The sequence below is a fragment of the Pedobacter sp. AC402 genome, from assembly GCF_979252805.1.
The window spans coordinates 473,526-499,386 of record NZ_CEEDAI010000007.1 but is presented as its reverse complement, the minus strand read 5'-3'; the positions used below and the strand labels follow the sequence as shown (position 1 = coordinate 499,386).

Genomic DNA, 25,861 nt, shown 5'->3' with positions numbered 1-25,861 from the left:
TACAATAAAAATGAGAACCAATTATCCCCATTTGGCATTTATTTTGGCTATTTGTTTTTGCTTATCAACAGCAACTGCATTTGCCCAGAGCATTAAATTAATGCGCTACGATGAGGATTATAGCAATCTGAAAGATTCGGACAGGAATTTCTACAATACATTAAAATTCCTGCCGCTTTCTGCCAGTAAAAAAGTTTACTTCAGTTTTGGTGGCGAATTAAGAGCCGAATATGGGGGCGAAATAAATGAAGACTGGATTAAAAGCCAGGGTTATAACCACTCATTTCTGCAAAGGTACTCGCTTTATACCGATTTAAATATTGGTACAAGATTGCGTTTTTTCGCCCAGGTAAACAGTGCCCTCGAAAATGGCAGTAAATACGGACCATCTCCGGTTGATGAAGATCAGCTTGCGGTACAAAATTTATTTGCAGAATACAGGATTCTTAAAGATTCTACACAAAAATTAGCCATTAGGGTAGGCAGGCAGGAGATTAATTATGGTTCGGGCAGGCTAATATCTGTTCGCGAGGGTACAACGGTGCGCCAGTATTTTACAGGGGCCAAACTGATGTATAAAACACCGCGTTTTACTGTGGATGCATTTGTGCTGGCGGCTGATGAAGTTAATTTCGGCGTATTCGATAACCATACAAACCACCAGGCCAACCTTTGGGGAGCATATTCAAATTTAAATATCCAGCAAGGTGGAAACTTCGATTTTTATTATTTAGGTATCAGGCGTGATAATGCCGAATTTGAAGAAGGTATTGAAAAAGAAATCAGGCATACCCTGGCTACACGTTATTGGAAAGGTGGAGGTGGCTTTATTTATAACCTGGAAGCGGCCTACCAGTTTGGAAAGTTTGGAAATGGATATATCAATGCCTGGACAATGGCCATTGAGTTTGGCTATACTTTTGAAGAAATCAAATTTAAACCTTCTTTAAACCTGCGTAATGATTACATCTCCGGAGATAAAAAAGCTGGCGATGGAAAGCTTCAAACTTTTAATCCTTTATATCCAAAGGGAGGTTATTTTGGATTCAACCCACTCATCGGGCCTTCCAATTTAATCGATCTGCACCCATACCTAACCCTTAACCTAACCGATAAATTAAGTGCACAGGCAGATGTTGTTTTCAACTGGAGATACTCCTTAAATGATGGGATTTATCGCCCAAGCGGAAATTTTAACACAGCAGGCTCACTTTCAAACCACCGCTTTATTGGTACAACTTATTTGCTCAGTGCAGATTATAAATTCAATAATCATCTTTCATTCAGCTGCGGAGGGCAATATTTTAAGGTAGGTGGCTTTATTAAAGATCTCGTACCACTCAACGATAACTCAAAGTTTTTTAATGCACAAGTATCATACAAATTTTAAATAAAAGAAAATGAAAAATAACTTCACAAAACAATCAAAATCTGCTTTTAGAAGCATTAGGGTAGCTATAACTATATTTTGTGTATTTGTAGCAGGAACAACTTTTGCACAGAGCACAACAACCGCAATTGGAACCTCAAAAGTATGGGGAACAGTAGATGGAATTGCAATCGAAGGCGTAGTTCAAGGTCCTTCAGCGCAGGTTAGCGAATTACAGGTAGCTTGTGTTTTCGAATACACTGAAGGTGATATTTTTAATTCGCCCCCAGCGCTGCCACCAGCTTTAAACGGTTTGGTACATTTAGATCAGGATACCAAAGGTTTATTAACTGAAATCCGTAAGAGTGGTAAATTTCTTGGTTACGCCAACGAAACATTACTAATAACGCCCCCAAAAGGCATAATTGGTGGCAAACATTTGCTTTTAATCGGTTTGGGTGATCGCAGCAAATTTACACCAGAACTTATGACAGGCGTAGGCAGCGTGGCGATGAGAGAGGCATTAAAACTTGGTGTTAACAATTTTGCTTTCGCAAGCGATTTAAAAGACGCCGGAATTGATTCGCCAACAGCTTTGGTTGCAGGCAATGTGGTAAAAGGTATTTTCGAAGCGTACCGTACCCAGGTTTGGTTAAAAGAAAAGAAAATGACTGCTATTAAACCCATCACAAAGGTAATTCTACTTGCAGGTCCGGCATTTTTTACCACAGCGGGAGAAGGAATTCAGGAAGCCATTGCAGCAATTAAAAATTAATCACCATAAAACTGATGAACACGATGAGTGCAGACATGATTTTATTCAATGGTAAAATACATACCATTGCCAAACATACAAGTGAAATAACTGCGGTTGCCATTAAAGACGGAAAGTTTGTTGCCGTGGGTACCGATGCAGATGTAATGGCTTTTTCAGGTTCAGAAACCAGGCTGATCGATCTTGGAAAAAAACGTGTGGTACCTGGTATAAACGATTCGCATATCCATTTAATCCGTGGTGGGTTAAACTTCAACCTCGAATTGCGTTGGGATGGCGTGCCATCACTTGCCGATGCACTCAGGATGCTTAAAGAGGCAGGTAGATATTACCCCTTCGCCTCAATGGGTACGCGTGGTAGGAGGTTGGTCTGAATTTCAATTTGCAGAAAGAAGAATGCCAACGCTGGAAGAAATAAATGCCATAGCACCCGAAACCCCGGTTTTTATCCTTCATTTATACGACCGTGCTTTTATGAACCGCGCTGCCCTTAAAGCAGTTGGCTATACAAAAGATACGCCTGCGCCTCCGGGTGGCGAAATCCAGAGAGACGCAAATGGCGAACCTACCGGATTAATTATCGCCAGCCCCAATGCCATGATTTTATACTCAACTTTGGCCAAAGGACCGAAACTATCGTACGAACACCAGGTAAATTCTACGCGTCATTTTATGACGGAGCTAAACCGCTTTGGTATTACCAGTGTAATTGATGCAGGGGGTGGTTTTCAAAATTTTCCTGATGATTATAAGGTAGTAAACGAACTCAACGAACAAAAGCAACTCACCGTTCGAATTGCCTATAATTTATTTACCCAACGCCCAAAACAGGAATTTGAAGATTTTGACAACTGGACCAGCTCGGTAAAACTTTACCAAGGTGATGACATGTACCGTCATAACGGAGCAGGCGAAATGCTTGTTTTTTCTGCAGCTGATTTTGAAGATTTTCTTCAGCCAAGGCCCGATCTTTCTGATAATATGGAACCCGAACTTGAGCGTGTAGTGCGTTTACTGGTGGAGAAAAGATGGCCGTTCAGATTGCATGCTACCTATAACGAAAGCATTGGCCGTTTTTTAAATGTTTTTGAAAAAGTAAACCGGGATATCCCTTTTGCAGGCTTGCCTTGGATATTCGACCATGCCGAAACCATTGATGAGCGGAATATCGAACGTGTAAAGGCGTTGGGTGGAGGTATCGCAATTCAAAGTAGAATGGCTTATCAGGGCGAATATTTTACCGAACGTTACGGTGCTAAAGCGGCATTGCAAACACCGCCGGTTAAAAAGATGCTCGAAATGGAAGTTCCTGTAGGTGGTGGTTCTGATGCTACCCGGGTAAGCAGTTACAATCCATGGGTTTCGATGTTTTGGCTAACCGCTGGTAAAACAGTTGGTGGCTTAAAAATATACAATGAAGAAACTGTTCTCTCAAGAGCAACCGCTTTAGAACTTTATACCCGGGGCAGCGCATGGTTTTCCAACGAACAGCAAAAGAAAGGTGATATCGAAGTGGGCATGCTGGCCGATTTAGCCGTACTTAACCACGATTATTTCGAAGTGGCTGATGATCAGATCAAAAGTATCGAATCTGATTTAACCATTGTTGATGGTAAAATTGTGTATGCAAAAGGAGATTTTTCGCCTTTTTCGCCGCCAAAAATTCCAATTCTGCCCGATTGGTCGCCAATAAACAGTTACAACGGCTATTATTCAGCAGCTACCCACAAAACAAATCAGCAGGGAAAAACAAAAGGAGCGAACGGAACCGATGCTGTTTTAGCCATGGTGCACTCGTGTGTAGGCAGTTGTAACGTGCATAACCATAACCACGATGCAGTAAGAACCAGTAACCTACCTGTAAACAACTATACCGCTTTTTGGGGCGCACTGGGTTGCTCATGTTTTGCTTTTTAAATTATGGAAAATATCATCAAATACCTGCTTTATTCTGACTTAGGGTCAGACATAAACAATTGGGCCGTACTAATTTTCAGGGTGTTGCTCATGCTTGAACTTTTCAGGGTTCATGGAATGAAAAAATTCCGTGTACAAAACGGAGAAAAAGAACATGTTCCCAATCCGCTGGGTTTACCAGATAAACTGAATGGGCTTGTGGCTACTTTTTCTGATACCATTGTGCCATTTCTGGTTGCAATAGGGTTCGGAACCAGGCTTTTCCTGCTGCCTTCAATAGGGGTAACGGCAATCGGTTATTTTGTAGTGCACCGTAAAGATTCGATAGAAGTACGTGATGTACCCTATATGTACACCCTCGCCATGCTTTTTTTATGGCTCATCGGACCAGGAACATTATCAATAGATCATTACATATTGAACAATTTTTTTAACTAATAAATAACATCAAAATCACAAAAACATGGAAGCTAAAATTGGAATCAGCGCAGAAAACCTCGCAGAGGTGGCACATTCATTAAGCAAAATTCTTGCTGATGAGTACGTTTTATACACCAAAACCCGCAAGGCACATTGGAATGTAGAAGGACCGGATTTTTACAACAAACACAAGTTCTTTGAGGAACAATACACGCAATTGGAAGATATTGTAGATGAAGTTGCAGAACGGATCCGCAAACTCGGTCACTTTGCCCCAGCCTCACTTAAACAGTTTCTTGAATTAACCCACTTAACAGAAGATGACCGCGGTAAAAACGATGCCCCAACTTACATTAAAATGTTATTGGCAGATCATGAAAGTATTTTAATTCACCTAAGAGAGAATATCGATAACTATGCTGGCGCACTTAAAGATGCCGGAACCAGCGATTACATTACAGGTTTAATGGAAACGCACGAAACCATGGCCTGGATGTTAAGGGCCCACTTATCATAAATTACAAATAGAATGGAAGAAAAACAGAATAATATCTGGTTTGTAACCCTTGTATTAACCATCATTGCGGGTTATTGTGATACGATTACTTTTGTATCTGCTGATAAAATTTTTTCGGCACACGTTACCGGGAACTTTATTGTATTTGCCTATCAAATGATTAAAGGCTCTGATGGTGACGCATGGATCAAACTGCTAACTTTTCCAATATTCATGCTCTCGGTAATGGCTGGCGGCTGGATATCGGCAAAATTTTCGAACAGGCATTTTCTGCTTTTATGCGAAGGGATTATTCTTTTGCTCGGTGGCGCATTGGCCTACTCACTAGGCTATATCGATAATACCGAAATTACCTGGCCAATGTACCTGGTTACCATGATAGTGGTTTTTGCTATGGGTCTTCAAAATGCTTTCGGAAAACTTTTTGCCAAAGAAACCTACGGACCAACTACCATGATGACGGGTAATGTAACGCAGTTTGCGCTAGATATCAGGTCTTTTTGCAACTCAGGATTTAAGAATACCGATTTCCTTTCGGGTATAAACAAAGGTTTAATTACGCTTGGAGGGTTTTTAACCGGCTGTATTTTGGGAGCGTGGATTGGGCAGCTTTTTGGCCTGGTGGGTATTGTGCTGCCAGGTATTGCCATGGTAATTTGCTACTACAGCACAAAACCGGTTAAAAACGATGTTATAAGCTAAGCATGCCAACCCATAACAAAATACACCATTTTTGCAGCCATAGGTTTTGGTTAATTACTTTAATGCTAATCAGCCCTGCCCTTGCAAAAGGGCAGGGCATTAGAACCGCAAAAGAAGTAGAAACTGCAGAAATTAAACTCCGCAGGCTTGGCCAAACAGAAAGTAAAGTAGATTTATGGATCGATTTGGGTACTTATTACCTCAATTTACCCGGCGAATTAAAAACCGACCTCGCTAAGGCGATGCAACTCCGTGAACAGGCTTTTTCGCTTGCAGGCAAAATCGAATATCCTAAAGGCATTGCCAAAAGCTTGGTGCTTAAAGGCAATATTTTACGTGAATCGGGTAATAAAACTTTGGCAACAAAAATATATGAACAGGCAATTGCTTACACCTCAAAGTTAAACCTGAAAGATCAATTGGCAGAGGCATATTCTGCCATGGGTAATCTGTATGGTAACGAAGGGGCAGATCTGGACAAAAAAATCGCTTACAATGAGAAATCGCTGAAATTATACCGCCTTGCAGAAAATAAGTTAGAAGAAGGTAATTCGCTTAAAAACCTGGGCGATTATTACAATATAAAAGGTCAGCCAGCCTATGCCATAAAGCTGATGGACACTTCGCTTGCCGTTTATAAAACTGTTGGTTTTAAAGAACTGCAAGGGGTTTACAATAACATGTGTATTACCAATATCAGTTTGGGTAACTTTTCAGAATCCCTAAAGTATGGTTTACTGGCCGAAAAAACTGCCGATCAACTGGCCGATACAAGTTTGCAAAGGAGTTCAATAAATAACCATTTAGGTTTAACCTATTATTACCTCAGGAACGATCAAAAAGCCCTTGATTATTGGTTAAAAGCAAAAAATATTGCTGAGCGATACAAAGATCCCGGTTATATGCAAACCATCATTGCCAATGTGGCCACAATTTATGTCAGGATGAAAAGGTTTGAAGAAGGAATTGCAGCACTGAAAGAACTGATAAAAAAATATCCGCCAACAGATACACAGATGAAGCTGCGCATTCCCTACATTTTATTCAATACCTATTATGATATAGCACAGTATGCGAAGGCAGAACCCTATTTTAAAACCTTAATTAAATTTCACCATGAACTACCGAAAGATGATCCGAACCAGATTTATTTATACCGGAGTATTATCAGGAAACTGATTCATGATAAGCAATTTATAGCTGCCGATAGCTATTTAAAAGAACACGAAAAACAAAGTATACAGCAAAAAAACTTACTCGCACTCTCACAGTTGCACAGGCTTTGGTATGATGTAGATTCTGCTTTAAATAAACCATGGTCTGCTGTGGCGCATTATAAAACCTATAAAAGGTTAACAGATTCCATCTGGAACAATGATAAAAACAAACAGATTTCAGGATTGGAAATTGAATATCAAACAGAGAAAAAAGACAAGGATATTGCGCTGCTTCATCAAAAAAATCAGTTGCAACAGTCGCGTATCGGTAATGAGGAACGGGCAAGGTATTTTTTTATCGGTGGCTTAATTATAGCAGCACTGTTTGTTGGCCTCATTTATAACCGTTACCGTTTAAAAAAACGGAGTAATCTTATTTTAGAGCAAAAGCAGGAAGAAATTAACACACAAAACGAGCTGCTGCGAAAAATACTCGGAGAAAAAGAATGGCTGCTGCGCGAAATTCACCATCGGGTAAAAAACAACCTTCAAATAGTAATCAGTCTGCTCAATACACAATCCGCTTATCTCGATAATGAAGATGCACTGGTTGCCATAAGGAATAGCCAAAACCGGATGCACGCCATGTCGCTCATTCATCAAAAACTGTATCAGTCTGATAATCTGGCAGAAATAGACATGAAGTGGTACATTAAAGAACTGGTAGAATATATGATCGAATGCTTCGGAACCGAAAAAAGAATTCAGTTTGTTTTAGATACAGAAGCCATTAAGTTAGATGTGGCACAGGCAGTTCCGCTAGGATTGATTTTAAATGAGGCGATTAGTAACGCAATTAAATATGCTTTTCCTGCCGGAAGAAAGGGAAATGTGAAAATAACTTTTAAAGCAAAAGACGATGGAACCTGCATACTCAGTATTTATGATGATGGAGTAGGTTTGCCCCTGAATTTTGATGCCGATGATAGCGAATCGTTGGGCATGAGTTTAATGACGGGGCTTACCGATCAGCTAAACGGTAAAATAGAAATGTGGAATGATAACGGTTTAACCTTAAAGGTTTCTTTTTTGCGCCACAATGAATTGTTAGTAGAAAACACCAGATAACCATAAATAAATAGTCAATCAATAAAATAAATTTAACAATATGAACAACAATATTTTAGGCTTGCACCACATCACAGCGATAGCGGGCAATGCGCAACAAAACTTCGATTTTTATACCAAAACAATGGGTTTAAGGTTGGTTAAAAAAACCGTAAATTTTGATGATCCTGGTACTTACCATTTATATTATGGCGATGAAACCGGCTCAGCAGGTACCATTCTTACTTTTTTTCCATGGGATGGAATAGGCCCGGGTACCGAAGGTGTTGGTATGGCGACAGAAATTGGTTACTCAGTACCTGATGGCAGTCACCAGTTTTGGCTCGAAAGATTTGGTGCGGCAAATGTTAAAACCAAAGAAATTATAGAGCGTTTTGGTGAACAGGTACTGGCTTTTAAAGATCCTGATGGTTTATCATTAAGTTTAATTGTACCCAAAAATGCAGATGTTAGAAATCCATGGGAAACTGCTGAAATAAAGAAAGATACTGCTACCAAAGGCTTTCACAGTACCACGCTAACTTTGCAAAGTATCGATCAAACGGCAAAAATTTTAACCGATTTATTTGGTTACCGATTACTAGGACAGGAAGAAAACCGCTACCGTTTTATTACCGATACAGTAGAAAATGCAGCAATTGTAGACCTTTTAGAAGTGCCCGCTGGTCATAGAGGCAGAAATGCAGCAGGTACAAATCACCACGTTGCATTCCGCGTTAAAAACGAAGATATTCAAATGGAATTAAGGGAGCAGATACTAAGTAAAAACCTGCAGATTACCCCTAAAATCGATCGCGATTATTTCTATTCACTGTATTTCCGTGAGCCGGGAGGCGTGCTTTTCGAAATTGCGACCGAAAATCCTGGCTTTACTGTTGATGAACCGCTTAATGAATTGGGAACACATTTAAAATTACCACATCAGCATGAGCATTTACGCGAAGATTTAGATAAATTACTTCCAAAATTAATTTAGAAAGTTATGGCACAAGTAAAATTAAATATCCAGGAAGGCGAACCAAGTTCATTCGATATCTACGATGAAGACGGAAAAGTTGGCGAAATGATTTTTGATATCAAAGATGCAGACCTAACCGTTTACCACACCGAAGTAGAACCTGCAAAAGAAGGAAAAGGTTATGCCAAAATGTTGCTCGATGCAATGGTAGCTTATGTACGCGAAAATAAATTAATGGTTATTCCAATGTGTCCTTACGTGCATGTTCAGTTTAAACGGCATGAAGCGTTGTATGCAGATATCTGGAATAAAACAAACGAAGAAGAATAAAATGAAAGAACTTATAAAAGCCGGTAAAAACTTTAATCAGGCAGAAAAAGTGCTGATCATGATTCATGGTCGCGGCGGTACTGCGCAGGATATATTATCAATGTCCGAATACCTTAATGTGTCTAAATTTGCACTCGTAGCCCCGCAAGCAGAAAATAATACCTGGTACCCACAGTCGTTCCTTGCACCACGAACAGCCAATGAGCCATCGCTAGGCAAGGCACTACAAACCTTAAAAGATACTGTCCTTTATCTCGAAGATGAAGGTTTTTCAAAAGAACAGATTTACTTTTTAGGTTTTTCACAGGGTGCCTGTTTAACGCTTGATTTTGTTGCAGCCAATGCTGCCCGCTATGGTGGTGTGGTGGCTTTTACAGGTGGACTTATCGGCGAGCAGGTAGATCACCGCAATTATCATGGTAATTTCGATGGCACACCCATTTTTATTGGCAGCAGTGATCCTGATATGCATGTGCCTGTATCAAGGGTAAAAGAATCAACAACTTTACTCGAAAGTATGGGTGCACAGGTAACCGAAATTATTTACGAAAACATGGGTCATACCATCAGCCATTCGGAAATTGAACAGGTAAATAAGCTGATTTTTAAAGATTAGTAAAGCGAATGGAAAAGGAAACAGAAAGAATAGAAGCCTTTAGTGATGGTGTTTTTGCCATTTCAGTAACCCTTTTGGTGCTCGAATTGCATGTGCCTGCACTAAAAGAAGGCAATACTGCCCTTCATTTATTTGAAGAACTAAGGCTCCAGTGGCCCGGTTACATTGCTTTTATCATCTCTTTCTTTAGCATTTTTATTATTTGGGTTAATCACCACAAGGTTTTTAAACAGATATACAAACGAAACACAGGGCTGATGTTTGCTAACGGGCTCATTTTGTTCCTGGTTTCGCTTGTTTCTTTTCCCAGCGCCTTATTGGCCAGGTTTTTTTTAACAGATTCCAAACAGCTTTCAGTAACCATCTACACCGGCTTGTTTGTTTTAATTAACCTTGCATTTAACCTGCTATGGCAACAGGCCACTGCTGATAAAAAAATATTGCGCCCAGGGATAAGCAACGCTGCCATCAGGCAACTCAGAAATAACTATCGCTATGGCTTCCCCACATATTTACTCGCATTTTTGCTCTCATTCTTTTATCCCAATTTTGCGCTGCTCATCTGTATTCTGCTTTGGATATTCTGGGCAGCATCATCAAAGAAAATTAACTTTACCGAAACACAACCCCTGTAGTTAGAGAGCTTTAAATTCATAAAATATGCAAAAATATAAAATTGCCATACTTGATGATTATCAGGATGTGGCAAAATCATATGCCGATTGGACCGTACTTAGCGAATATGCCGATATTAAAATATTTACCGACCATTTGCACCAGGAAAATGAAATTGTAAATCGTTTAATGCCTTTTGATATCATTTGCGTAATGCGTGAGCGTACTCCTTTAACCGCAAGCCTGTTGATGCAATTGCCCAACCTGAAATTGATAGTATCCACAGGTGCCAGAAATCGATCTATCGACCTTGTGGCCGCAGAAAAACTGCAAATTGAAGTGCGAAATACAGGTTATTTAGGTCATGGCGCACTAGAGCTCACCTGGGCTTTGTTGATGGCTATTGCCAAACATATTCCGCAAGAAAATGCCAATCTCCGTGCCGGCGGATGGCAGCATATGGTAGGGAACGATTTAAAAGGTAAAACCCTGGGTATTTTGGGCCTTGGTAATCTTGGTGCACAGGTTGCAGCAGTAGCCAAAGTTTTTGAGATGGATGTAATTGCCTGGAGCGAAAACCTAACCACCGAAAAGGCAGAAGCAGGTGGGGCAAGGTATGTTGATAAGAAAACGCTATTTGAGGAATCGGATTATTTAACCGTGCATATGGTATTAAGCGATAGGAGCAAAGGAATTGTTGGTGCTGATGATTTGGCTTTAATGAAAACAACGGCCTACCTGATTAATACTTCAAGAGGACCTTTGGTTGATGAAAATGCATTAATTAAATGTTTGCAGGAAAATAAGATTGCCGGAGCAGCTTTAGATGTTTTTGATAAAGAACCACTAGATGCCGATCATCCTTTTAGAACATTAAAAAATGTGCTGGCAACACCGCATATTGGCTTTGTTACGCAAGATACCTATCAGCTTTTCTTTAACGATATTGTAAAAGTTCTGGAGGAATGGCTGCCGCAACATTCAAAAAATTAAATTTAGTATTTGAATTAATTCCCCTCTTTCAGAGGGGTGTCCGCAGGACGGGGTGTTCTTTTGTTGTAGCCTTTGCTTTTATATTCTATAAGGACGTTATTCCCGCTCATGCGGGAATCGTAATGCGGTAGCTATGTTTTACTGATATGTTGGCCGCTATGCCTAAGGCGATCGTCATACTGATCCAATTGCTATCGGATTTATTTCAGCACCTTTCTTGCTGTGTTTAAAACGTTGAGGGAATGCGTTAAATTCGTCATTGCGAAGCTGGGGGAGAGCGAGCTGAAGCAATTTTTTTAATGGTATTTATAACACGGTCGTCATTCTCGCGCATGCGGGAATCGTAATGCGGTCGCTATGTTTTACTGATATGTTGGCCGGTATGTCTAAGGCGATCGTCATGCTGATCCGATTGCTATCGGATTTATTTCAGCACCTTTCTTGCTGTGTTTAAAACGTTGAGGGAATGCGTTAAATCCGTCATTCATGGATTAATCCTAATGTTTTCGCTCCGCTCGGGCTTGCCTCGGTTCGCCGCCACCGAAGGGCTCTTACTTTTGGCTTGGCCCAAAAGTAACAAACCTGAGCGCAGCGAAAGCATGACTACCTATAAAAACAACAAACAATAAGGCATAACTGAAAGGCTTGGAACTGATGTCGGATAAATTCGTTAAAGCTTTTTGGTCGTCAGCACAAGTTCCGCCGAAGGGGGCGGAAAGTGTGTGCTGCCTTAATGCAACGATGGAAGGAAAGGTAATGATAAAGCTTTAACGTTTTCTCCTTCCATCATTTCCTATGCCGGATAGCAAGGAGGAAATAGCAAAGCGCATCTCGGAGGTGCAGTAAGTTTTTAATACGGTCGTCATTCCCGCGCATGCGGGAACCGTAATGCGGTCGCTATGTTTTTCGCTCCGCTCGGGTTTGCCTCGGTTCACCGCCACCGAAGGGCTCTTACCTTTTTCTTGATAAAAAGGTAACCAACCTGAGCGCAGCGAAAGCATGACTACCTATAAAAACAACAAACAATAAGGCATAACTGAAAGGCTTGGAACTGATGTCGGATAAATTCGTTAAAGCTTTTTGGTCGTCAGCACAAGTTCCGCCGAAGGGGGCGGAAAGTGTGTTCTGCCTCAATGCAACGATGGAAGGAAAGGTAACGATAAAGCTTTAACGCTTTCTCCTTCCATCATTTCCTATGCCGGATAGCAAGGTTCAAATAGCATCATGTAGGGAATGTGTTAAATCTGTCATTGCAGTTAATTCCACATTTTGGAAACCAACTTTACTAACCTGAACAGCCGTTTTAATGGGTAATGATAAAGAAACTTCAGATTAACATTCAATCATACTCTAAATCATTTAATACTAGAAACCTCCTTACTTTATTTCGTCTCCAAAGTCGCTTTTTAGCGAAATATCGTGAGCCATTTAAGGTAAATAGATCATCCTTTAGCCTTACAAGGCACATTTCTTCCTTTGGCATGTTCTTTGAATTCGCGGAATAAATAATCACAGCAAAAAATCCCTATTGAATCTGTATTCAATATGCTGTAATGTCTAAAAATGCAGCATTTGGTCCAAGATGGTGATTGATGTAATATTTAGTCAACCCAATTCCTTTAGGTATTTGGGAAAATCAATTTTGAAAAGAATGAGAAAGCAAGAATCAGATTATCGCTCTACTACAAATGTTGATGAAAACGATGCTCAGCATATTGCAAACACTTATTTTAAACAAAGGGCTGAAACGATTGCTGAACTTGAAAAGAATTTTAGTTTAAGTGAACTGTTTCAAGGCGTGTTTTCTAAGTTGAACCCCTTGTTTTCGATTGATTGTGCTGCATTGGTATTGTATAATGAAAACATAGATCACATTACGCGTGCTTACCTCACCGAGGCTATTTCCGGCCAGGTATCCTGTACCGAAATCATATCCGATCCCATCAGTCTTTCGCTCATTACAAAAGAAATTTCGGATTTTGATTTTCCTGTGCTTAAATCTCGGCTAGATTGGATTGCTGATTTTGGCGAAAACCATTGCTTAATCAATCATGCTACAGAGTACCATTTTCATTGTTATATTCCATTAGAAAATAACGGACGCATATGGGGCACTTTCGAGCTACACAACAATAACCGAGAATTAAGTGCAGAAGGCTTAACTTTTTGTTGTAACATAGCCGATTTTATTGCAGGCTTATTGGCCGTAATGGAAAAACGGAATACTTTGGATTTTAATCTTGAAACAGTTCACAAAACTCAGGTTACAGATGTTCCAGGAATATTGCTTGCCGAAGCAAAAATTAAAAATTTAGAAGACGAAATTGAAAGATTAAATACACAACTGGCCCAATTTTTAGTTTTTACACCCGAAAACGATGTGGAAACCTTTACGAGCACCGAAATTGTAGGCACCAGTGCAGAAATGCAAGAAGTTTACAAATTACTCAACAGGATCTCTTCCTCAGAAACAACCGTATTAATTTTAGGTGAAACAGGAACCGGAAAAGAACTGATTGCAAAGGCTATTCACAATGGATCACAACGAAGAGAAAAAGAAATGGTTAAGGTGAACTGTGCCGCCATTCCGCCAAATTTAATAGAATCAGAACTTTTTGGCCACGAGAAAGGAAGTTTTACCGGTGCCACAGAAAAAAGAATAGGTAAATTTGAACAGGCCCACAAAGGCACCATATTTTTGGATGAAGTAGGAGAATTACCGCTCGATTTACAAGTAAAACTCCTTCGGGTTTTACAGGAAAAAGAAATAGAACGTGTAGGTGGCAAAACAACCATTCCGACTGATGTACGCATTATATCAGCAACCAACAGAAATCTTTTAGCAGAAGTAGAAGCAGGAAGGTTTAGACGTGATTTATTTTACAGATTAAATGTTTTTCTTGTTTCGCTGCCTCCGCTTAGAGATAGAAAATCTGATATTCCGGTACTCGCGTCTTATTTCCTGGATAAATTTGCAATAAAATCAAATAAAAAGCTCCAGGGATTATCAAAAAAAGCAATTTCAACAATGATGGCCTACAGCTGGCCTGGTAATGTTAGAGAGTTGGAGCACCTGATAGAAAGGCAGGTAGTAATGGCGCAAGGAGCTTTAATTAAAGATGTCGAAATTCCTGCCAGCACAGAAAAATCCAAATCTGTTGTTGCCGGAGTTAAAACCATTTTTGAAAATGAACGCGATCACATTTTTGCTGTTTTAGAATTGTGCAACGGAAAAATCTCTGGTAAAAATGGCGCAGCAAAATTATTGGGTGTTCCTGCAACAACACTTAATTCGAAAATTAAAAGACTTGGTTTAGCTAAAAAACACATTTATTAATCACTGTAATGCAAAAGCATTTGCGCCGGCTATTTAAAAAGTCTTGATAAAAAATGGCGATACCTTGTAATTAAAGATATCGCCATTAATTTTTTAAGTTACAATTGGCTTAAATATCCAATTCGTAAGATGATCTTGAAGCTTTATCAGCTTGATCGAGTAAATCAGCATCGTGTTCGCCAGCCATCTCATCACTTATTACCGTGCTTTGATTTAAGGCATCTTCTTCACTTGTTAATGCATCTTCCTTATCGTCAGAAAGTTCTTCTTTATTTGGGTCTATAATCATGGCTTTTTTATTTAAAGATAGCCATTTAAAATAGTTTAAAGCTAATTTTTTTGCATCAAAAAACTCAATTTTTAATTGTCTTAATTACTGTAAAACACATTTCCTGAAACTGATCATAAATTCACTTTATATCGTCAGTTTTATAATTGTTGTATGTATTTAAGTGTTTGTTTAGCAATGTGTTGTGTGTTGGTTTGTTTTTTGGTAAATTAAACACGTCATCCTAAAACAGTACACGATTATGGCCAACGATAATTTGAAACACATTGGAGAAATGACTTCACTTTCTGAAGTAATCAATGCACTTGCAGCACAAGGTTATACTTTGGATTTTAACCTGAGAAGTAGCCAGATCAATGGTGGAGAAAATCCACTGCAAGAATTTCCTGAGCAATTTTTGATTGATAAACATTACCGCTTCGAAGGCGAATCAGACCCGGAGGATGAGGCCATTGTATATGCCATATCTTCTGTGGATGGCAAAACCAAAGGAATACTGGTAAACGGTTACGGAACTTCATCCGAAAATTGTGGTGAAGAAATAATCAGCAAATTAAAAACAAGAACCGAATAATATTTTATCCATGAATAAACTGAAGCTCTACGGTAAACCAGATTCTCCAGAAATTTATCCAATAAGGGATTTTTTAAAACGCAGTGTTGTCGATTTTGAATGGTTTGATATTACCCATGACGATTTGGGCTGGGGACAGGGAATAACCTCCTTTAATAATCCCGATAAACTTCCAGTTATAGAATTTCCTGATGGCAAAGTTATCATCAACCCCAGTTTATCACAAATTGCCTGCAACCTCGGCTGGATTACGCAACCAAAATATACAGAATACGACCTTTCCATTTATGGAACAGGTCCCGCCGGTTTAAGTGCTGCGGTTTATGCAGCATCAGAAGGTTTAAAAACCATCCTGATTGAACGCGAAGCTATTGGCGGGCAAGCGGGAACAAGTTCCCTGATCGAAAATTATTTAGGCTTCCCCGAAGGTATTTCCGGAGCAAACCTTGCTGAAAGGGCCAGGCAGCAAGCCCTGAAATTTGGTGTAGAAATACTGCTTTTAAAAGAGGGGATTAAAGGCACATTTTATAATAACAGAATACATGTTGATTTTGCTTCCGGTGAAAAACTGGTTGCTAAAACGAATATTTGTGCCACAGGTGTAGAATATGCAAGGTTGAACCTTCCTGATGAAAACCGCTTTTTTCATAAAGGTGTTTATTACGGGGCTGGTGCAAGCGAGGCGTTTTTCTGTCAGGATAAAGACCTGTATATAATTGGTGGCGGTAATTCGGCAGGGCAGGCAGCCACTTATTTTTCTGGCTTTGCCAAACGGGTTTTTATGGTGATCAGAAAAGGAAATCTTGCAGAAACCCTCTCTGAATACTTAATTAAGCGCATAGCTTCTATCAAAAATATTCATGTATTGTATTATTCGCAGGTAACAGCACTCGAAGGAGATGATTATTTGCAACGCATTAAAATTGTTAACAGCCAAAACGGAACTGAAACTTGGCACGATACCTCAAAATTGTTTATTTGTATAGGAGGGAAACCGAATACCGAATGGGCCGCCGAAACCGCAATCTGCAGAGATCGGAACGGATACCTGTATACCGGAAATGATTTAATCAATCTCGATCAATATCAGGGGTGTTGGACGTTAGACAGACCACCTTATCATTTAGAAACCAGTGTTCCCGGATCATTTGCCGCTGGCGATGTAAGGTTTAATTCAGTTAAAAGAGTAGCATCAGCCGTTGGAGAAGGGGCCATGGCCGTTACACAGGTTCATCAATACTTATCAAAACTATAATTATGGAAAGCAAAAATATATGCAGCCATATAATGGCCGTAAAAGCTTTAAAAACAGCAAAAGAGCGCGTTTGTGAAGAATGTATAAAACAGGGTACCGATTGGGTACACCTTCGCACCTGCCAAACCTGTGGAGTTACTTTATGCTGCGATTCATCTCCAATGCAGCACATGTCGCACCATTGCCGTGCAGAAAAACATCCGGTTGTTATTTCATCAGAACCTGGAGAAAGATGGTTATATTGTTTCGTAGATGATGAAATGGCAGAATATTAGGTTTTGCCATTCATCAATTTTTAGCTTTTTGTTATTTGCATCCAGACAAGATTAAAACAGGTCTCGTTACAATTTTCCCTTGTTTATCGGTTATTTCTTCAGTAATTTTCTTTAAGCCGAAAGTTGTAAAGCCTGCTTTATAAAAGAAATCCTGTACCTGGTCGGTTTCATAAAAAGTAAAATCCATTTGCGTCCATGGCAAATCTCCCCCGAATTTTTTTTCAATAAAAGCCAGGTCAAATCTCCCACCAGGAGTTAAAACCCGATAAATTTCTTTGAAATATTCTACCGGATTCTTCCAGAAATAAAGGCTGTTTACCGAGAAACAGTAACTGAAAAAATGATCCTCAAAGCCTAATTTTCCACTTTCTTCAATCCTGATGAATTGTCTCCACTTTTCTTTATTCGTTAATACATTGCTCGATAATGCCTGTTGCAGCTGAATTTCGGAAATGCTAGCACTGTAATATTGACTTTCGGTTATTTTTTGAAATAAAAAAGGAAGATGTTCCCCATCACCAGCACCAATTTCCAATACTTTGGTGTCGGCCTCTAATTCCAGTTCATGTATAAGTTTAAAAACAATTTTATTTTTAGGCAGCGGTGTATCAATTTCAACATCTTTAACACCCGTTTTGCTAACAATAGCCATTTGTTTGCCTTTTGCTGTAATATCTGTCTGCTCGTCCATAATCACATTTTTTTCTCCTCCCGGAATTTTTTCCGTTCAGCGGTTTAACAAGTCGGCAAAGGTGGATAATGCCCATTTTATGTATTTACACAAAAGGGATTTTCTTTTACAAAAAATAGAATTGTTGATAACCGATTTATAATAGTTCCGTTTTTTTTATGATAATTGTCATTATGGGAATCAATGTTGGTAAGGATTACGGGAGCTGGAAAAAGGTAGGGGGCAGTTTTGATGATTTTCCGGTAGAGGAACAATTGGTAACTGAACGGAAAGAGAAATACAGTTTTTCATTTAGTGATGCAGAGCTCGTTCAGATTAATACACCAGATATTTATATCGTTTATGGCGACATTCTTTTTAAACAGCATTATATGTACTTCAGGCCAACTTATGATGTTCCTGATATGATAAAATTGCGCTTTACACTATCCGGTAAGGGAACAATATTTAATAAGGTTAACAATCAGAAATATATTTTTAATTCCAATCAGCAGAACATCATTTATATGCCTGAGTTGGATGGCACCGGTGAATATGATACCGGAAGCAACTATCGTTTTTTTGAAGTACATTTTTCAAAAGAGAAATTTTTGCAGCTCGCTGAAAATTCTTGCAGAACGCTGCAGGTTTTAGCCGAACATATGGATTCAGGTCATTATGCCCAACTGGCAGAATATAATCTTCCCATTTCTTGGGCAATGCAAAATTGTATATCCGAAATACTAAATTGTAAGTATTCGGGAGGATTAAAACTCATGTTTCTTGAATCAAAATGTATCGAATTGCTTGTATTGCAAGCCAATGCTTTTGAAGCAAACACATTTAAAATGAAACAACCTTTATTGGCCACATATGAAAGAGATTGTTTGTTTTACGCACGGGATTATTTAATTGACCATATTGATCAACCACCATCAGTAGCTGAACTCGCTAAAATTTGTGGTATTAATGAATTTAAACTTAAACAGGGGTTTAAAAGCCTGTTTGATAACAGCATTTTCGGTTACTTAAGCGATTACAGGTTAAATTTTGCAAAAACTTTATTAAGTGAGGGTACGCCGATAAAATCTGTTGCTTTTGAAATGGGGTATTCCTCTGTTCAGCATTTTAGCAACGCATTCAGAAAGAAATTTGCAACATCACCAGGGAAATATTGCCATTCTTAATTCAATATAAAAGGTTATCTCTGTAATGGATTGATACTACACCCAATATCTAAAAATTAAATATACAATTTAAATTAATTCCCCTTTTTCAGAGAGGTGTCCGCAGGAAGGGGTGTTCTTTTACTTTAGTCTTTGCTTTTCTAAAACGGTCCTCATTTCCGCCTATCAAGCAACCACGTAGTCCTCAGTGCAACTAATCTTAATGCAGACAGTTATAACCCCTCCTTTTACACCGCGATATTATTCGTCATTTTATATTCAGAAGGAGTGATTCCTGTTTGCTTTTTAAAATACTTGCCAAAAAACGAAGAATTACTAAAACAGAGTTCATTGGCAACTTCTGAAATATTCATAACATGACTCGTTAACAGTAATTTAGCTTCCCTGATTACCATTTCGTCGATAATTTCTCCTGCTGTCCGGTCTGTAACCTGTTTAACCACCTGCGACAAATGTCTTGGCGTAATCCGCAGGCAATTTGCATAAAAAATTACCCGTTTTTCCTCCTTAAAATTTTCCGATACCAAGGCCAAAAAACGGTTTGTGAGCTCTGTTTGGCTATTATGCACAAATGGAGAAGTCTCTTTCTGCTTGTTTTTCAATAGAAATATATCATAAACAAGCTCCAAAAAGCTGTTATGTACAATGTTTTGAATCTGCGGCATGTCTTTAGGCACATTAAGTTTTTTGTGCAATGCCAGCATATCATAATAGATAAAAGTATATTCCTCTTTAGATAGTGAAAATTTATGCGATTGGCTATCCTGCGACATTCGATAGGTTTCGCCGCTATTAAAGAATACGCCTTTGTTTTTTAAGTAACTTTTATTGAAGTGGATGCTGATAAATGAAACGTTGCCATTATCGGTAATTTCGTAAACAGAATGTGGCAAAACCAATAAAATATCACGGTGATTGAGTATATGATCCACAAAATTAATCTTAATGTTCAGCTTACCTTTTGTGATCAGTATCAAGGCATAACTGGATACGCGGAAAGGTTCAGAACTGCAATAATTTGGATCGTTGCTGTTGTGGATTTTGGCCATCAATCCATCATTTAAAGACAGCGCTTCCTCATGGTTTATTTCTGAAAAAGTTTTATTAAGTAACTGTTGTTGCATAAAATCGTTCAGCGGTTTTTTAATAATTTCTTAACAGATACGATCATCTTTTACACACCAATTCCAGCCATCTTCTTTTTGATGGATTTTGCCCTTTATCTGTCGGATTTTGTAATGGCAAATGTAATATTCGAGATCAATTTTGCAAGTATTTTTTTTTAAAATGACTAATTCGTGATTGATTTTTAAGTTTTTGATTAATAAGCACTTTTTCTGTATCGTGCTTTATTACAGTATATTATGTTGTTTTAAACGAATTTTTGACTGGTTTTTATTTTTTTACTATTTTATAATAAAAGTCAGATTGTCAATTGGTCAATTCATTTGAATGTCACATTTTGCCAATCCTACATTTTGACCAATATATCCCACATTTGAACCTTTTTTTCGCTTCAATTCCGCGTTAAAATTGTGTTATCAAATCGTATGGTTAATGCAACCTTAATCTACAGGGTTGATTTCGGTATCAACATATAGTTACAGGAGCAGGCCAAACTTTCAGAACAGGGTTTTAAAAAACTGAAGAACAATAGCGTTCAGTATGCGTAAAAAATTACAAGATAGAATTGCCTCTTTTAAGGATGCAGCTATGATAAAGGAAAAGGGATTATATCCTTATTTCAGGTCGATAGAATCTGCTCAGGATACCGAGGTAGTAATCGACGGGAAAAAGGTATTGATGTTTGGTTCAAACTCTTATTTAGGGCTTACCAATCATCCCAAAATAAAGGAAGCAGCAAAAGCAGCCATCGAAAAATATGGTACAGGTTGTGCCGGCTCAAGGTTTTTAAACGGATCACTTGATATTCACCTCGAACTGGAAAAACGCCTTGCCGATTATGTTGGTAAAGAGGCTGCTGTGCTTTTTAGTACAGGCTTTCAGGTAAATTTAGGTGTAATATCCTGTTTGTTGGATCGTAACGATTATTTGCTGCTTGATGAATACGATCATGCTTCAATTATTGATGGGAGTCGCTTGGCTTTTGCACGCACCATTAAATATGCACATAACGATATGCAGGATCTGCGCCGCAAAATAAGCCGTTTGCCAGAAGATGCAGCTAAATTGATTGTATCAGATGGTATTTTCAGTATGGAAGGTGACCTGGTTAATTTGCCCGAAATGGTAGAAATAGCCAATGAATTTGGTGCAAATATTATGATGGATGATGCGCACAGCTTAGGGGTAATTGGCTTTAACGGATCAGGAACCGCTTCACATTTCAACCTTACCGAAGATATAGATTTGATTATGGGCACGTTCAGTAAATCGCTGGCCTCATTAGGCGGTTTTATTGCTGGCAGTACCGAAACTATCGAATACATTAAACACCGCGCCAGATCGTTAATGTTTAGCGCAAGTATGCCTCCATCGGCTGTAGCGAGTGTTATTGCAGCCCTTGATATTATAGAATCGGAGCCAGAGCGCATCGATAAACTTTGGGCCAATACCGAGTATGCAAAAAAACTTTTAATCGAAGCTGGTTTCGATATCGGGCATAGCAACAGTCCGATTATTCCGGTTTACATCCGCGATAACATCAAAACTTTTATGATAACCAATATCCTGCAACAGAATGGGGTATTTGTAAATCCTGTGGTTTCTCCTGCGGTTCCTTCAGATTCATCATTAATCAGGTTTTCTTTAATGGCCACACACAGCTTCGATCAGATCGAATCGGCTATAGAAAAATTAAGTGCAGCTTTTAAGGCCGTTAACGTAGAATTAGTAGGAAGCCAATCATGAGAGAACTTATAAAAGTTTCAGGTAAAAAAGCATTGGCCGCATTTGTCGATTTTCCACATGAACTTTATGCGGGCGATGTAAATTACGTACCAGAACTTTTTATTGCCCAGCGCGATCTGCTTACCCCAGGCAAACACCCTTTTTACGAACATTCCGAAATACAGCTTTTTTTGCTGTACAATGATGGCAAAATAATAGGCAGAATTGCCGCAATAAATAATACCAACCACAATAAGGTTTACGGCGGACAAGATGGTTTTTTTGGCTTTTTCGACTGTATAAACGATGTGGAAGCTGCCCAACAGCTGTTAAAAGCAGCACAAGACTGGCTTTTGGAAAAAGGGCTTACAAAGGTTTTAGGACCGGTAAATTTCTCTACCAATGAGGTATGCGGATTATTGATTGAAGGTTTCGATGGACCTCCAGTGGCCATGATGCCATACAATCCGCAGTATTATTTGCCGCTTTTGGAACAGATTGGATTTAAAAAAAATGTTGATTTAAGGGCTTACCGTTACACTGCAGGTAATTACAGTGAACGATCAGTTAAACTGCTGGATAGGATAGAAGAGCGTTTACTCCGGAATGATATCGTGTTGCGCAAAATCAACATGAAGAAATTTAAGGAAGAATGTAATGCTGTAAGAGAGGTGTACAACAAAGCATGGGATAAAAACCTGGGTTTTGTACCGATGACGGATAAAGAATTCGATTATACAGCAAACGACCTCAAAATGATCCTTGATCCTGAGTTTTGTATTCTTGCCGAACAGCATGGTAAAATTGTAGGCTTTGCTTTGGCCATACCTGATATCAACCAGATCCTAATCAAGATTAAACGCGGCAGGTTATTTCCTACAGGGTTGATTAAACTATTGGCCAATAAAAAGAAAATAGACGGCATCCGTATTTTATTGCTGGGTGTGGTAGATGGCTACCGTAAAATGGGTATCGAAGCCTGCTTGTATGGGCGTATCATTAAACATTTTAAGGCCAAAAACATGAAATATGCTGAAGCCAGCTGGACTTTGGATCATAACGACATGATTAATAAGCCTATTGAAGATATAGGTGGCAAACTGTACCGAAAATACAGGATTTTGGAAAAAGCGATATGAAAAAGCGCGTGTTGATAACAGGAGCAACGGGATTTGTGGGCTATCACCTGATTAAATCTGCTTTGGCCAACAATTTGGAAGTTTATGCAAACGTTCGCCAATCTGCTAACGCAACGCATTTAAAAGATTTTCCGATCAACTATGTAGATCTCGATCTTTCTTCGATATACCTGTTAAAAGAGAATATTGAAGATAAAAAGTATGATTATATCGTGCATGCTGCTGCGGTTACCAAAGCAAAAAAACTCGATGATTATAATCAGGTAAATGCTATTTATACCCGAAACCTTGCTGTAGCGGCTTCAAAAGCAACACACCTTATTAAAAAATTTGTATTCATCAGCAGTTTGGCTGCATTGGGGCCTTTAAATCAAAAAAGCGAACGGTTAACTGATAAAAGTGCATCACATCCGGTAACCAATTATGGCATCAGCAAGGCACTTGCAGAAACTTACCTGGCTCAGGTTCCAAATCTGCCCTTAATTGTATTCAGGCCTACTGCGGTTTATGGTCCACGGGAAAAAGATATTTTCATCCTCATTAAAACCATAAAAGCTGGCCTGGAGCTTTACATCGGCAAACAGGAACAAGAACTTAGTTTTGTGTATGCAACAGATCTGGCCAGTATCATTATTAACGCATTGGCCTCTGATGTGATTGGCAAAAGCTACAATATTTCAGATGGAGCTGTATATAGCCGCTCATCGCTCGCAAATTATGTAAGTAAAGCACTTGGCAAAAAAACGCTGACTGTAAATGTACCTGTGCCACTTATTAAAGGCTTAGCATGGTCTATGGAACGTGTATACAGCATATTTAATAAAATTCCAGCCTTAAACGTAGATAAAATTAAAGAACTCACAGCCCTGAACTGGGGTTGCGACATAAAAAATATCCAGAAAGACTTTGGCTTTACACCTCAATTTGGGCTTGAGCAAGGTATTAATGAAACGATAAACTGGTACCGTAAAAACAATTGGTTATAAGATTTTAAATAAAAATAGAATGAAACAACAAGTAAAAGCAGCTGAAGGCAAGTTGGGTATATTAATGCCAGGACTTGGCGCTGTAGCAACAACCATGATTGCCGGAGTTGCTGCAATTAAAAAAGGGATATCTAAGCCTATTGGTTCGTTAACCCAGATGGGAACAATCCGTTTAGGTAAAAGAACTGAAAATAAACAACCAAAAATTAAAGATTTTGTGCCTTTGGCAGGTTTGGAAGATTTAGTATTTGGTGGCTGGGATGTTTACGAAGATAACGTTTACGAAGCAGCATTAAATGCCCGCGTACTCGATGCAAACCTTTTGCGCGATGTGCGTGAAGAATTGCAGGCCATTAAACCAATGCGTGCAGCTTTTGATAGAAATTATGTAAAAAACCTTGATGGCAAATACGTAAAAGATATTGATAACCGTTACGAACTGGCTTTAGCCGTAATGGAAGATATTAAAAACTTCAAAGCAGAAAATAATTGCAATCGTATTGTTTTGGTATGGTGCGGTTCTACTGAAATTTATTTCGAAGCATCGGAAGTGCACGAATCGCTTGCTGCATTTGAGCAAGGTTTAAGAGATAACGACCCACGCATTGCACCAAGTATGATTTATGCTTATGCTGCTTTAAAATTGGGTATTCCGTTTGCCAATGGTGCGCCAAATTTAACGGTAGATATTCCTGCATTAATCGAATTGGCTAAAGAAACCAATACACCAATTGCCGGTAAAGATTTTAAAACCGGACAAACTTTAATGAAAACCATTTTAGCCCCAGGTTTGGCTGCACGCTCTTTAGGTGTAAATGGTTGGTTTTCTGATAATATTTTAGGTAACCGTGATGGTTTGGTACTGGATGATCCGGATAACTTTAAAACAAAAGAAGTATCTAAACTAGGCGTACTGGAAGATATCTTCAAACCAGACGTTAACCCGGATTTATATGGAGAAATGTACCACAAAATCAGGATCAACTATTATCCGCCTCACGGTGATAACAAAGAAAGCTGGGATAACATTGATATTTTCGGTTGGTTAGGTTATAAAATGCAGATCAAAATCAATTTCCTTTGCCGCGATTCTATTTTAGCTGCGCCAATTGTGTTGGATCTTGCCTTGTTTATCGATTTGGCTAAACGTTCAAATATGTCGGGCATTCAGGAATGGTTATCATTTTACCTTAAATCGCCACAAACGATACCAGGTGTACCTGCAGAAAACGACATTTTTAAACAGTTAATGAAACTTCAAAATACCTTGCGTTACATCATGGGCGAAGAATTGATTACCCATTTAGGTCAGGATTACGAAGAAGAACTGATAGAAACCGTATAGTGTTTATCCACAAATTTCTTTCAACGGCTCTGGGAATAGGTTATATCGGCAAAGGTGCTGGTACTTATGCTGCTATAGCAACCTGTATCTGCTGGCACCTTACCCAGAGCCCTTATAGCAACCCCTACTTATGGCCTGTATTAATCACCATATTAATTATAATGCTGGGCATAATGAGTGGAGATCGGGTTGAAGAAATTTGGGGAAAAGACCATCAAAGGGTGGTAATTGATGAAGTGGCCGGAATGTGCATTACGCTGTTATTTGTGCCATTAAAGTGGCAATATACGCTTATCGGATTGATACTTTTTAGGTTTTTTGATATCCTTAAACCTTTTTATATCCGCAAAATGGAAGAATTGCCAGGTGGCTGGGGTGTAATGGCTGATGATGTATTGGCTGGTATTTATGCCAATGTGGTTCTTCAGCTTGTTGTTGTTTTAGCACTTTTTTAATA

Annotated in this window: 26 protein-coding genes; 23 read left to right on the top strand and 3 right to left on the bottom strand. The window is 39.0% G+C overall.

Going from position 1 to position 25,861, the window contains the following annotated elements; translation table 11 throughout:
* Positions 1-10 precede the first annotated feature (10 nt).
* The 14 genes from AC0IWE_RS08985 (at position 11) to AC0IWE_RS08920 (ending at position 14,834) form a co-directional block, all read left to right on the top strand.
* Positions 11-1,390, top strand: a complete 1,380-nt coding sequence (locus AC0IWE_RS08985) for an alginate export family protein (RefSeq protein WP_471792797.1) — start codon at positions 11-13, stop codon at positions 1,388-1,390.
* 10 nt (positions 1,391-1,400) lie between these two features.
* Positions 1,401-2,144: a M17 family peptidase N-terminal domain-containing protein gene (locus AC0IWE_RS08980; protein WP_471792796.1), complete on the top strand. Its 744-nt coding sequence runs from the start codon at positions 1,401-1,403 to the stop codon at positions 2,142-2,144.
* Positions 2,145-2,158: 14 nt separating this feature from the next.
* A complete protein-coding gene (locus tag AC0IWE_RS08975) occupies positions 2,159-2,518 on the top strand; it encodes an amidohydrolase family protein (protein ID WP_471792795.1) in 360 nt (119 codons plus the stop codon).
* A complete protein-coding gene (locus AC0IWE_RS08970) occupies positions 2,439-4,061 on the top strand; it encodes an amidohydrolase (RefSeq protein WP_471792794.1) in 1,623 nt (540 codons plus the stop codon). Before AC0IWE_RS08975 ends, AC0IWE_RS08970 begins: the two co-directional genes overlap by 80 nt.
* 3 nt (positions 4,062-4,064) lie before the next feature.
* Entirely contained in the window at positions 4,065-4,499 is a 435-nt protein-coding gene (locus tag AC0IWE_RS08965; RefSeq protein WP_471792793.1) for a DoxX family protein, read from the top strand.
* A 25-nt stretch (positions 4,500-4,524) separates the two neighbouring features.
* Positions 4,525-4,998, top strand: a complete 474-nt coding sequence (locus tag AC0IWE_RS08960) for a Dps family protein (RefSeq protein WP_055907198.1) — start codon at positions 4,525-4,527, stop codon at positions 4,996-4,998.
* Between the two features lie 12 nt (positions 4,999-5,010).
* Entirely contained in the window at positions 5,011-5,700 is a 690-nt protein-coding gene (locus AC0IWE_RS08955; RefSeq protein WP_055907200.1) for a YoaK family protein, read from the top strand.
* 62 nt (positions 5,701-5,762) lie between these two features.
* Positions 5,763-7,985, top strand: coding sequence for a tetratricopeptide repeat-containing sensor histidine kinase (locus tag AC0IWE_RS08950; protein ID WP_471792792.1), 2,223 nt, complete (start codon positions 5,763-5,765; stop codon positions 7,983-7,985).
* 40 nt (positions 7,986-8,025) lie between these two features.
* Positions 8,026-8,961, top strand: coding sequence for a ring-cleaving dioxygenase (locus AC0IWE_RS08945; protein ID WP_471792791.1), 936 nt, complete (start codon positions 8,026-8,028; stop codon positions 8,959-8,961).
* A gap of 6 nt (positions 8,962-8,967) precedes the next feature.
* A complete protein-coding gene (locus tag AC0IWE_RS08940; protein ID WP_055907208.1) occupies positions 8,968-9,273 on the top strand; it encodes a GNAT family N-acetyltransferase in 306 nt (101 codons plus the stop codon).
* A 1-nt stretch (position 9,274) separates the two neighbouring features.
* Positions 9,275-9,889: an alpha/beta hydrolase gene (locus AC0IWE_RS08935; RefSeq protein ID WP_471792790.1), complete on the top strand. Its 615-nt coding sequence runs from the start codon at positions 9,275-9,277 to the stop codon at positions 9,887-9,889.
* An 8-nt stretch (positions 9,890-9,897) separates the two neighbouring features.
* A complete protein-coding gene (locus AC0IWE_RS08930; RefSeq protein WP_471792789.1) occupies positions 9,898-10,524 on the top strand; it encodes a TMEM175 family protein in 627 nt (208 codons plus the stop codon).
* Positions 10,525-10,549: 25 nt separating this feature from the next.
* On the top strand, positions 10,550-11,497 hold the full coding sequence (locus tag AC0IWE_RS08925) for a D-2-hydroxyacid dehydrogenase family protein (RefSeq protein WP_471792788.1): 948 nt from the start codon (positions 10,550-10,552) through the stop codon (positions 11,495-11,497).
* Positions 11,498-13,148: 1,651 nt separating this feature from the next.
* Entirely contained in the window at positions 13,149-14,834 is a 1,686-nt protein-coding gene (locus AC0IWE_RS08920; protein ID WP_471792787.1) for a sigma 54-interacting transcriptional regulator, read from the top strand.
* 109 nt (positions 14,835-14,943) lie between these two features.
* On the opposite strand, the gene AC0IWE_RS08915 is transcribed toward AC0IWE_RS08920, so the two are convergent.
* Positions 14,944-15,123, bottom strand: coding sequence for a hypothetical protein (locus tag AC0IWE_RS08915; protein ID WP_055907223.1), 180 nt, complete (start codon positions 15,121-15,123; stop codon positions 14,944-14,946).
* Between the two features lie 241 nt (positions 15,124-15,364).
* Here AC0IWE_RS08915 and AC0IWE_RS08910 point away from each other — a divergent pair, with 241 nt between their 5' ends.
* Genes AC0IWE_RS08910 through AC0IWE_RS08900 form a run of 3 tightly spaced genes read left to right on the top strand, consistent with a single transcriptional unit; the run spans position 15,365 to position 17,227 of the window.
* Positions 15,365-15,697 (top strand): phosphoribosylpyrophosphate synthetase, encoded by a 333-nt coding sequence (locus AC0IWE_RS08910; protein WP_471792786.1) that lies wholly within the window; start codon positions 15,365-15,367, stop codon positions 15,695-15,697.
* A 10-nt stretch (positions 15,698-15,707) separates the two neighbouring features.
* Positions 15,708-16,952, top strand: a complete 1,245-nt coding sequence (locus tag AC0IWE_RS08905) for an NAD(P)/FAD-dependent oxidoreductase (RefSeq protein WP_471792785.1) — start codon at positions 15,708-15,710, stop codon at positions 16,950-16,952.
* Between the two features lie 2 nt (positions 16,953-16,954).
* Positions 16,955-17,227, top strand: coding sequence for a UBP-type zinc finger domain-containing protein (locus AC0IWE_RS08900; protein ID WP_055907230.1), 273 nt, complete (start codon positions 16,955-16,957; stop codon positions 17,225-17,227).
* 31 nt (positions 17,228-17,258) lie between these two features.
* Here the strand turns inward: AC0IWE_RS08900 and AC0IWE_RS08895 are convergent, their stop codons facing one another.
* Complete coding sequence (locus AC0IWE_RS08895; RefSeq protein ID WP_055907233.1) at positions 17,259-17,918, bottom strand: class I SAM-dependent methyltransferase; 660 nt, start codon at positions 17,916-17,918, stop codon at positions 17,259-17,261.
* 173 nt (positions 17,919-18,091) lie between these two features.
* Between AC0IWE_RS08895 and AC0IWE_RS08890 the strand changes: the two genes are divergently transcribed.
* Entirely contained in the window at positions 18,092-19,084 is a 993-nt protein-coding gene (locus tag AC0IWE_RS08890; RefSeq protein WP_471792784.1) for a helix-turn-helix domain-containing protein, read from the top strand.
* Positions 19,085-19,311: 227 nt separating this feature from the next.
* Here the strand turns inward: AC0IWE_RS08890 and AC0IWE_RS08885 are convergent, their stop codons facing one another.
* Positions 19,312-20,208, bottom strand: a complete 897-nt coding sequence (locus AC0IWE_RS08885) for an AraC family transcriptional regulator (protein ID WP_471792783.1) — start codon at positions 20,206-20,208, stop codon at positions 19,312-19,314.
* A gap of 541 nt (positions 20,209-20,749) precedes the next feature.
* Here AC0IWE_RS08885 and spt point away from each other — a divergent pair.
* The 5 genes from spt to AC0IWE_RS08860 are packed head-to-tail and all read left to right on the top strand — an operon-like array spanning position 20,750 to position 25,859.
* Positions 20,750-21,955 carry a serine palmitoyltransferase gene (gene spt, locus AC0IWE_RS08880; protein ID WP_471792782.1) on the top strand — a complete coding sequence of 402 codons (1,206 nt, stop codon included), beginning with the start codon at positions 20,750-20,752 and terminating at the stop codon, positions 21,953-21,955.
* Positions 21,952-23,073 (top strand): hypothetical protein, encoded by a 1,122-nt coding sequence (locus AC0IWE_RS08875; RefSeq protein ID WP_471792781.1) that lies wholly within the window; start codon positions 21,952-21,954, stop codon positions 23,071-23,073. Before spt ends, AC0IWE_RS08875 begins: the two co-directional genes overlap by 4 nt.
* On the top strand, positions 23,070-24,059 hold the full coding sequence (locus AC0IWE_RS08870; protein WP_471792780.1) for an NAD-dependent epimerase/dehydratase family protein: 990 nt from the start codon (positions 23,070-23,072) through the stop codon (positions 24,057-24,059). Before AC0IWE_RS08875 ends, AC0IWE_RS08870 begins: the two co-directional genes overlap by 4 nt.
* A gap of 19 nt (positions 24,060-24,078) precedes the next feature.
* The gene (locus tag AC0IWE_RS08865) at positions 24,079-25,404 is read left to right on the top strand and encodes an inositol-3-phosphate synthase (protein WP_471792779.1); all 1,326 of its coding nucleotides are present in this window, start codon (positions 24,079-24,081) and stop codon (positions 25,402-25,404) included.
* The gene (locus AC0IWE_RS08860; protein ID WP_235526040.1) at positions 25,404-25,859 is read left to right on the top strand and encodes a phosphatidylglycerophosphatase A family protein; all 456 of its coding nucleotides are present in this window, start codon (positions 25,404-25,406) and stop codon (positions 25,857-25,859) included. Before AC0IWE_RS08865 ends, AC0IWE_RS08860 begins: the two co-directional genes overlap by 1 nt.
* Positions 25,860-25,861: the final 2 nt, after the last annotated feature.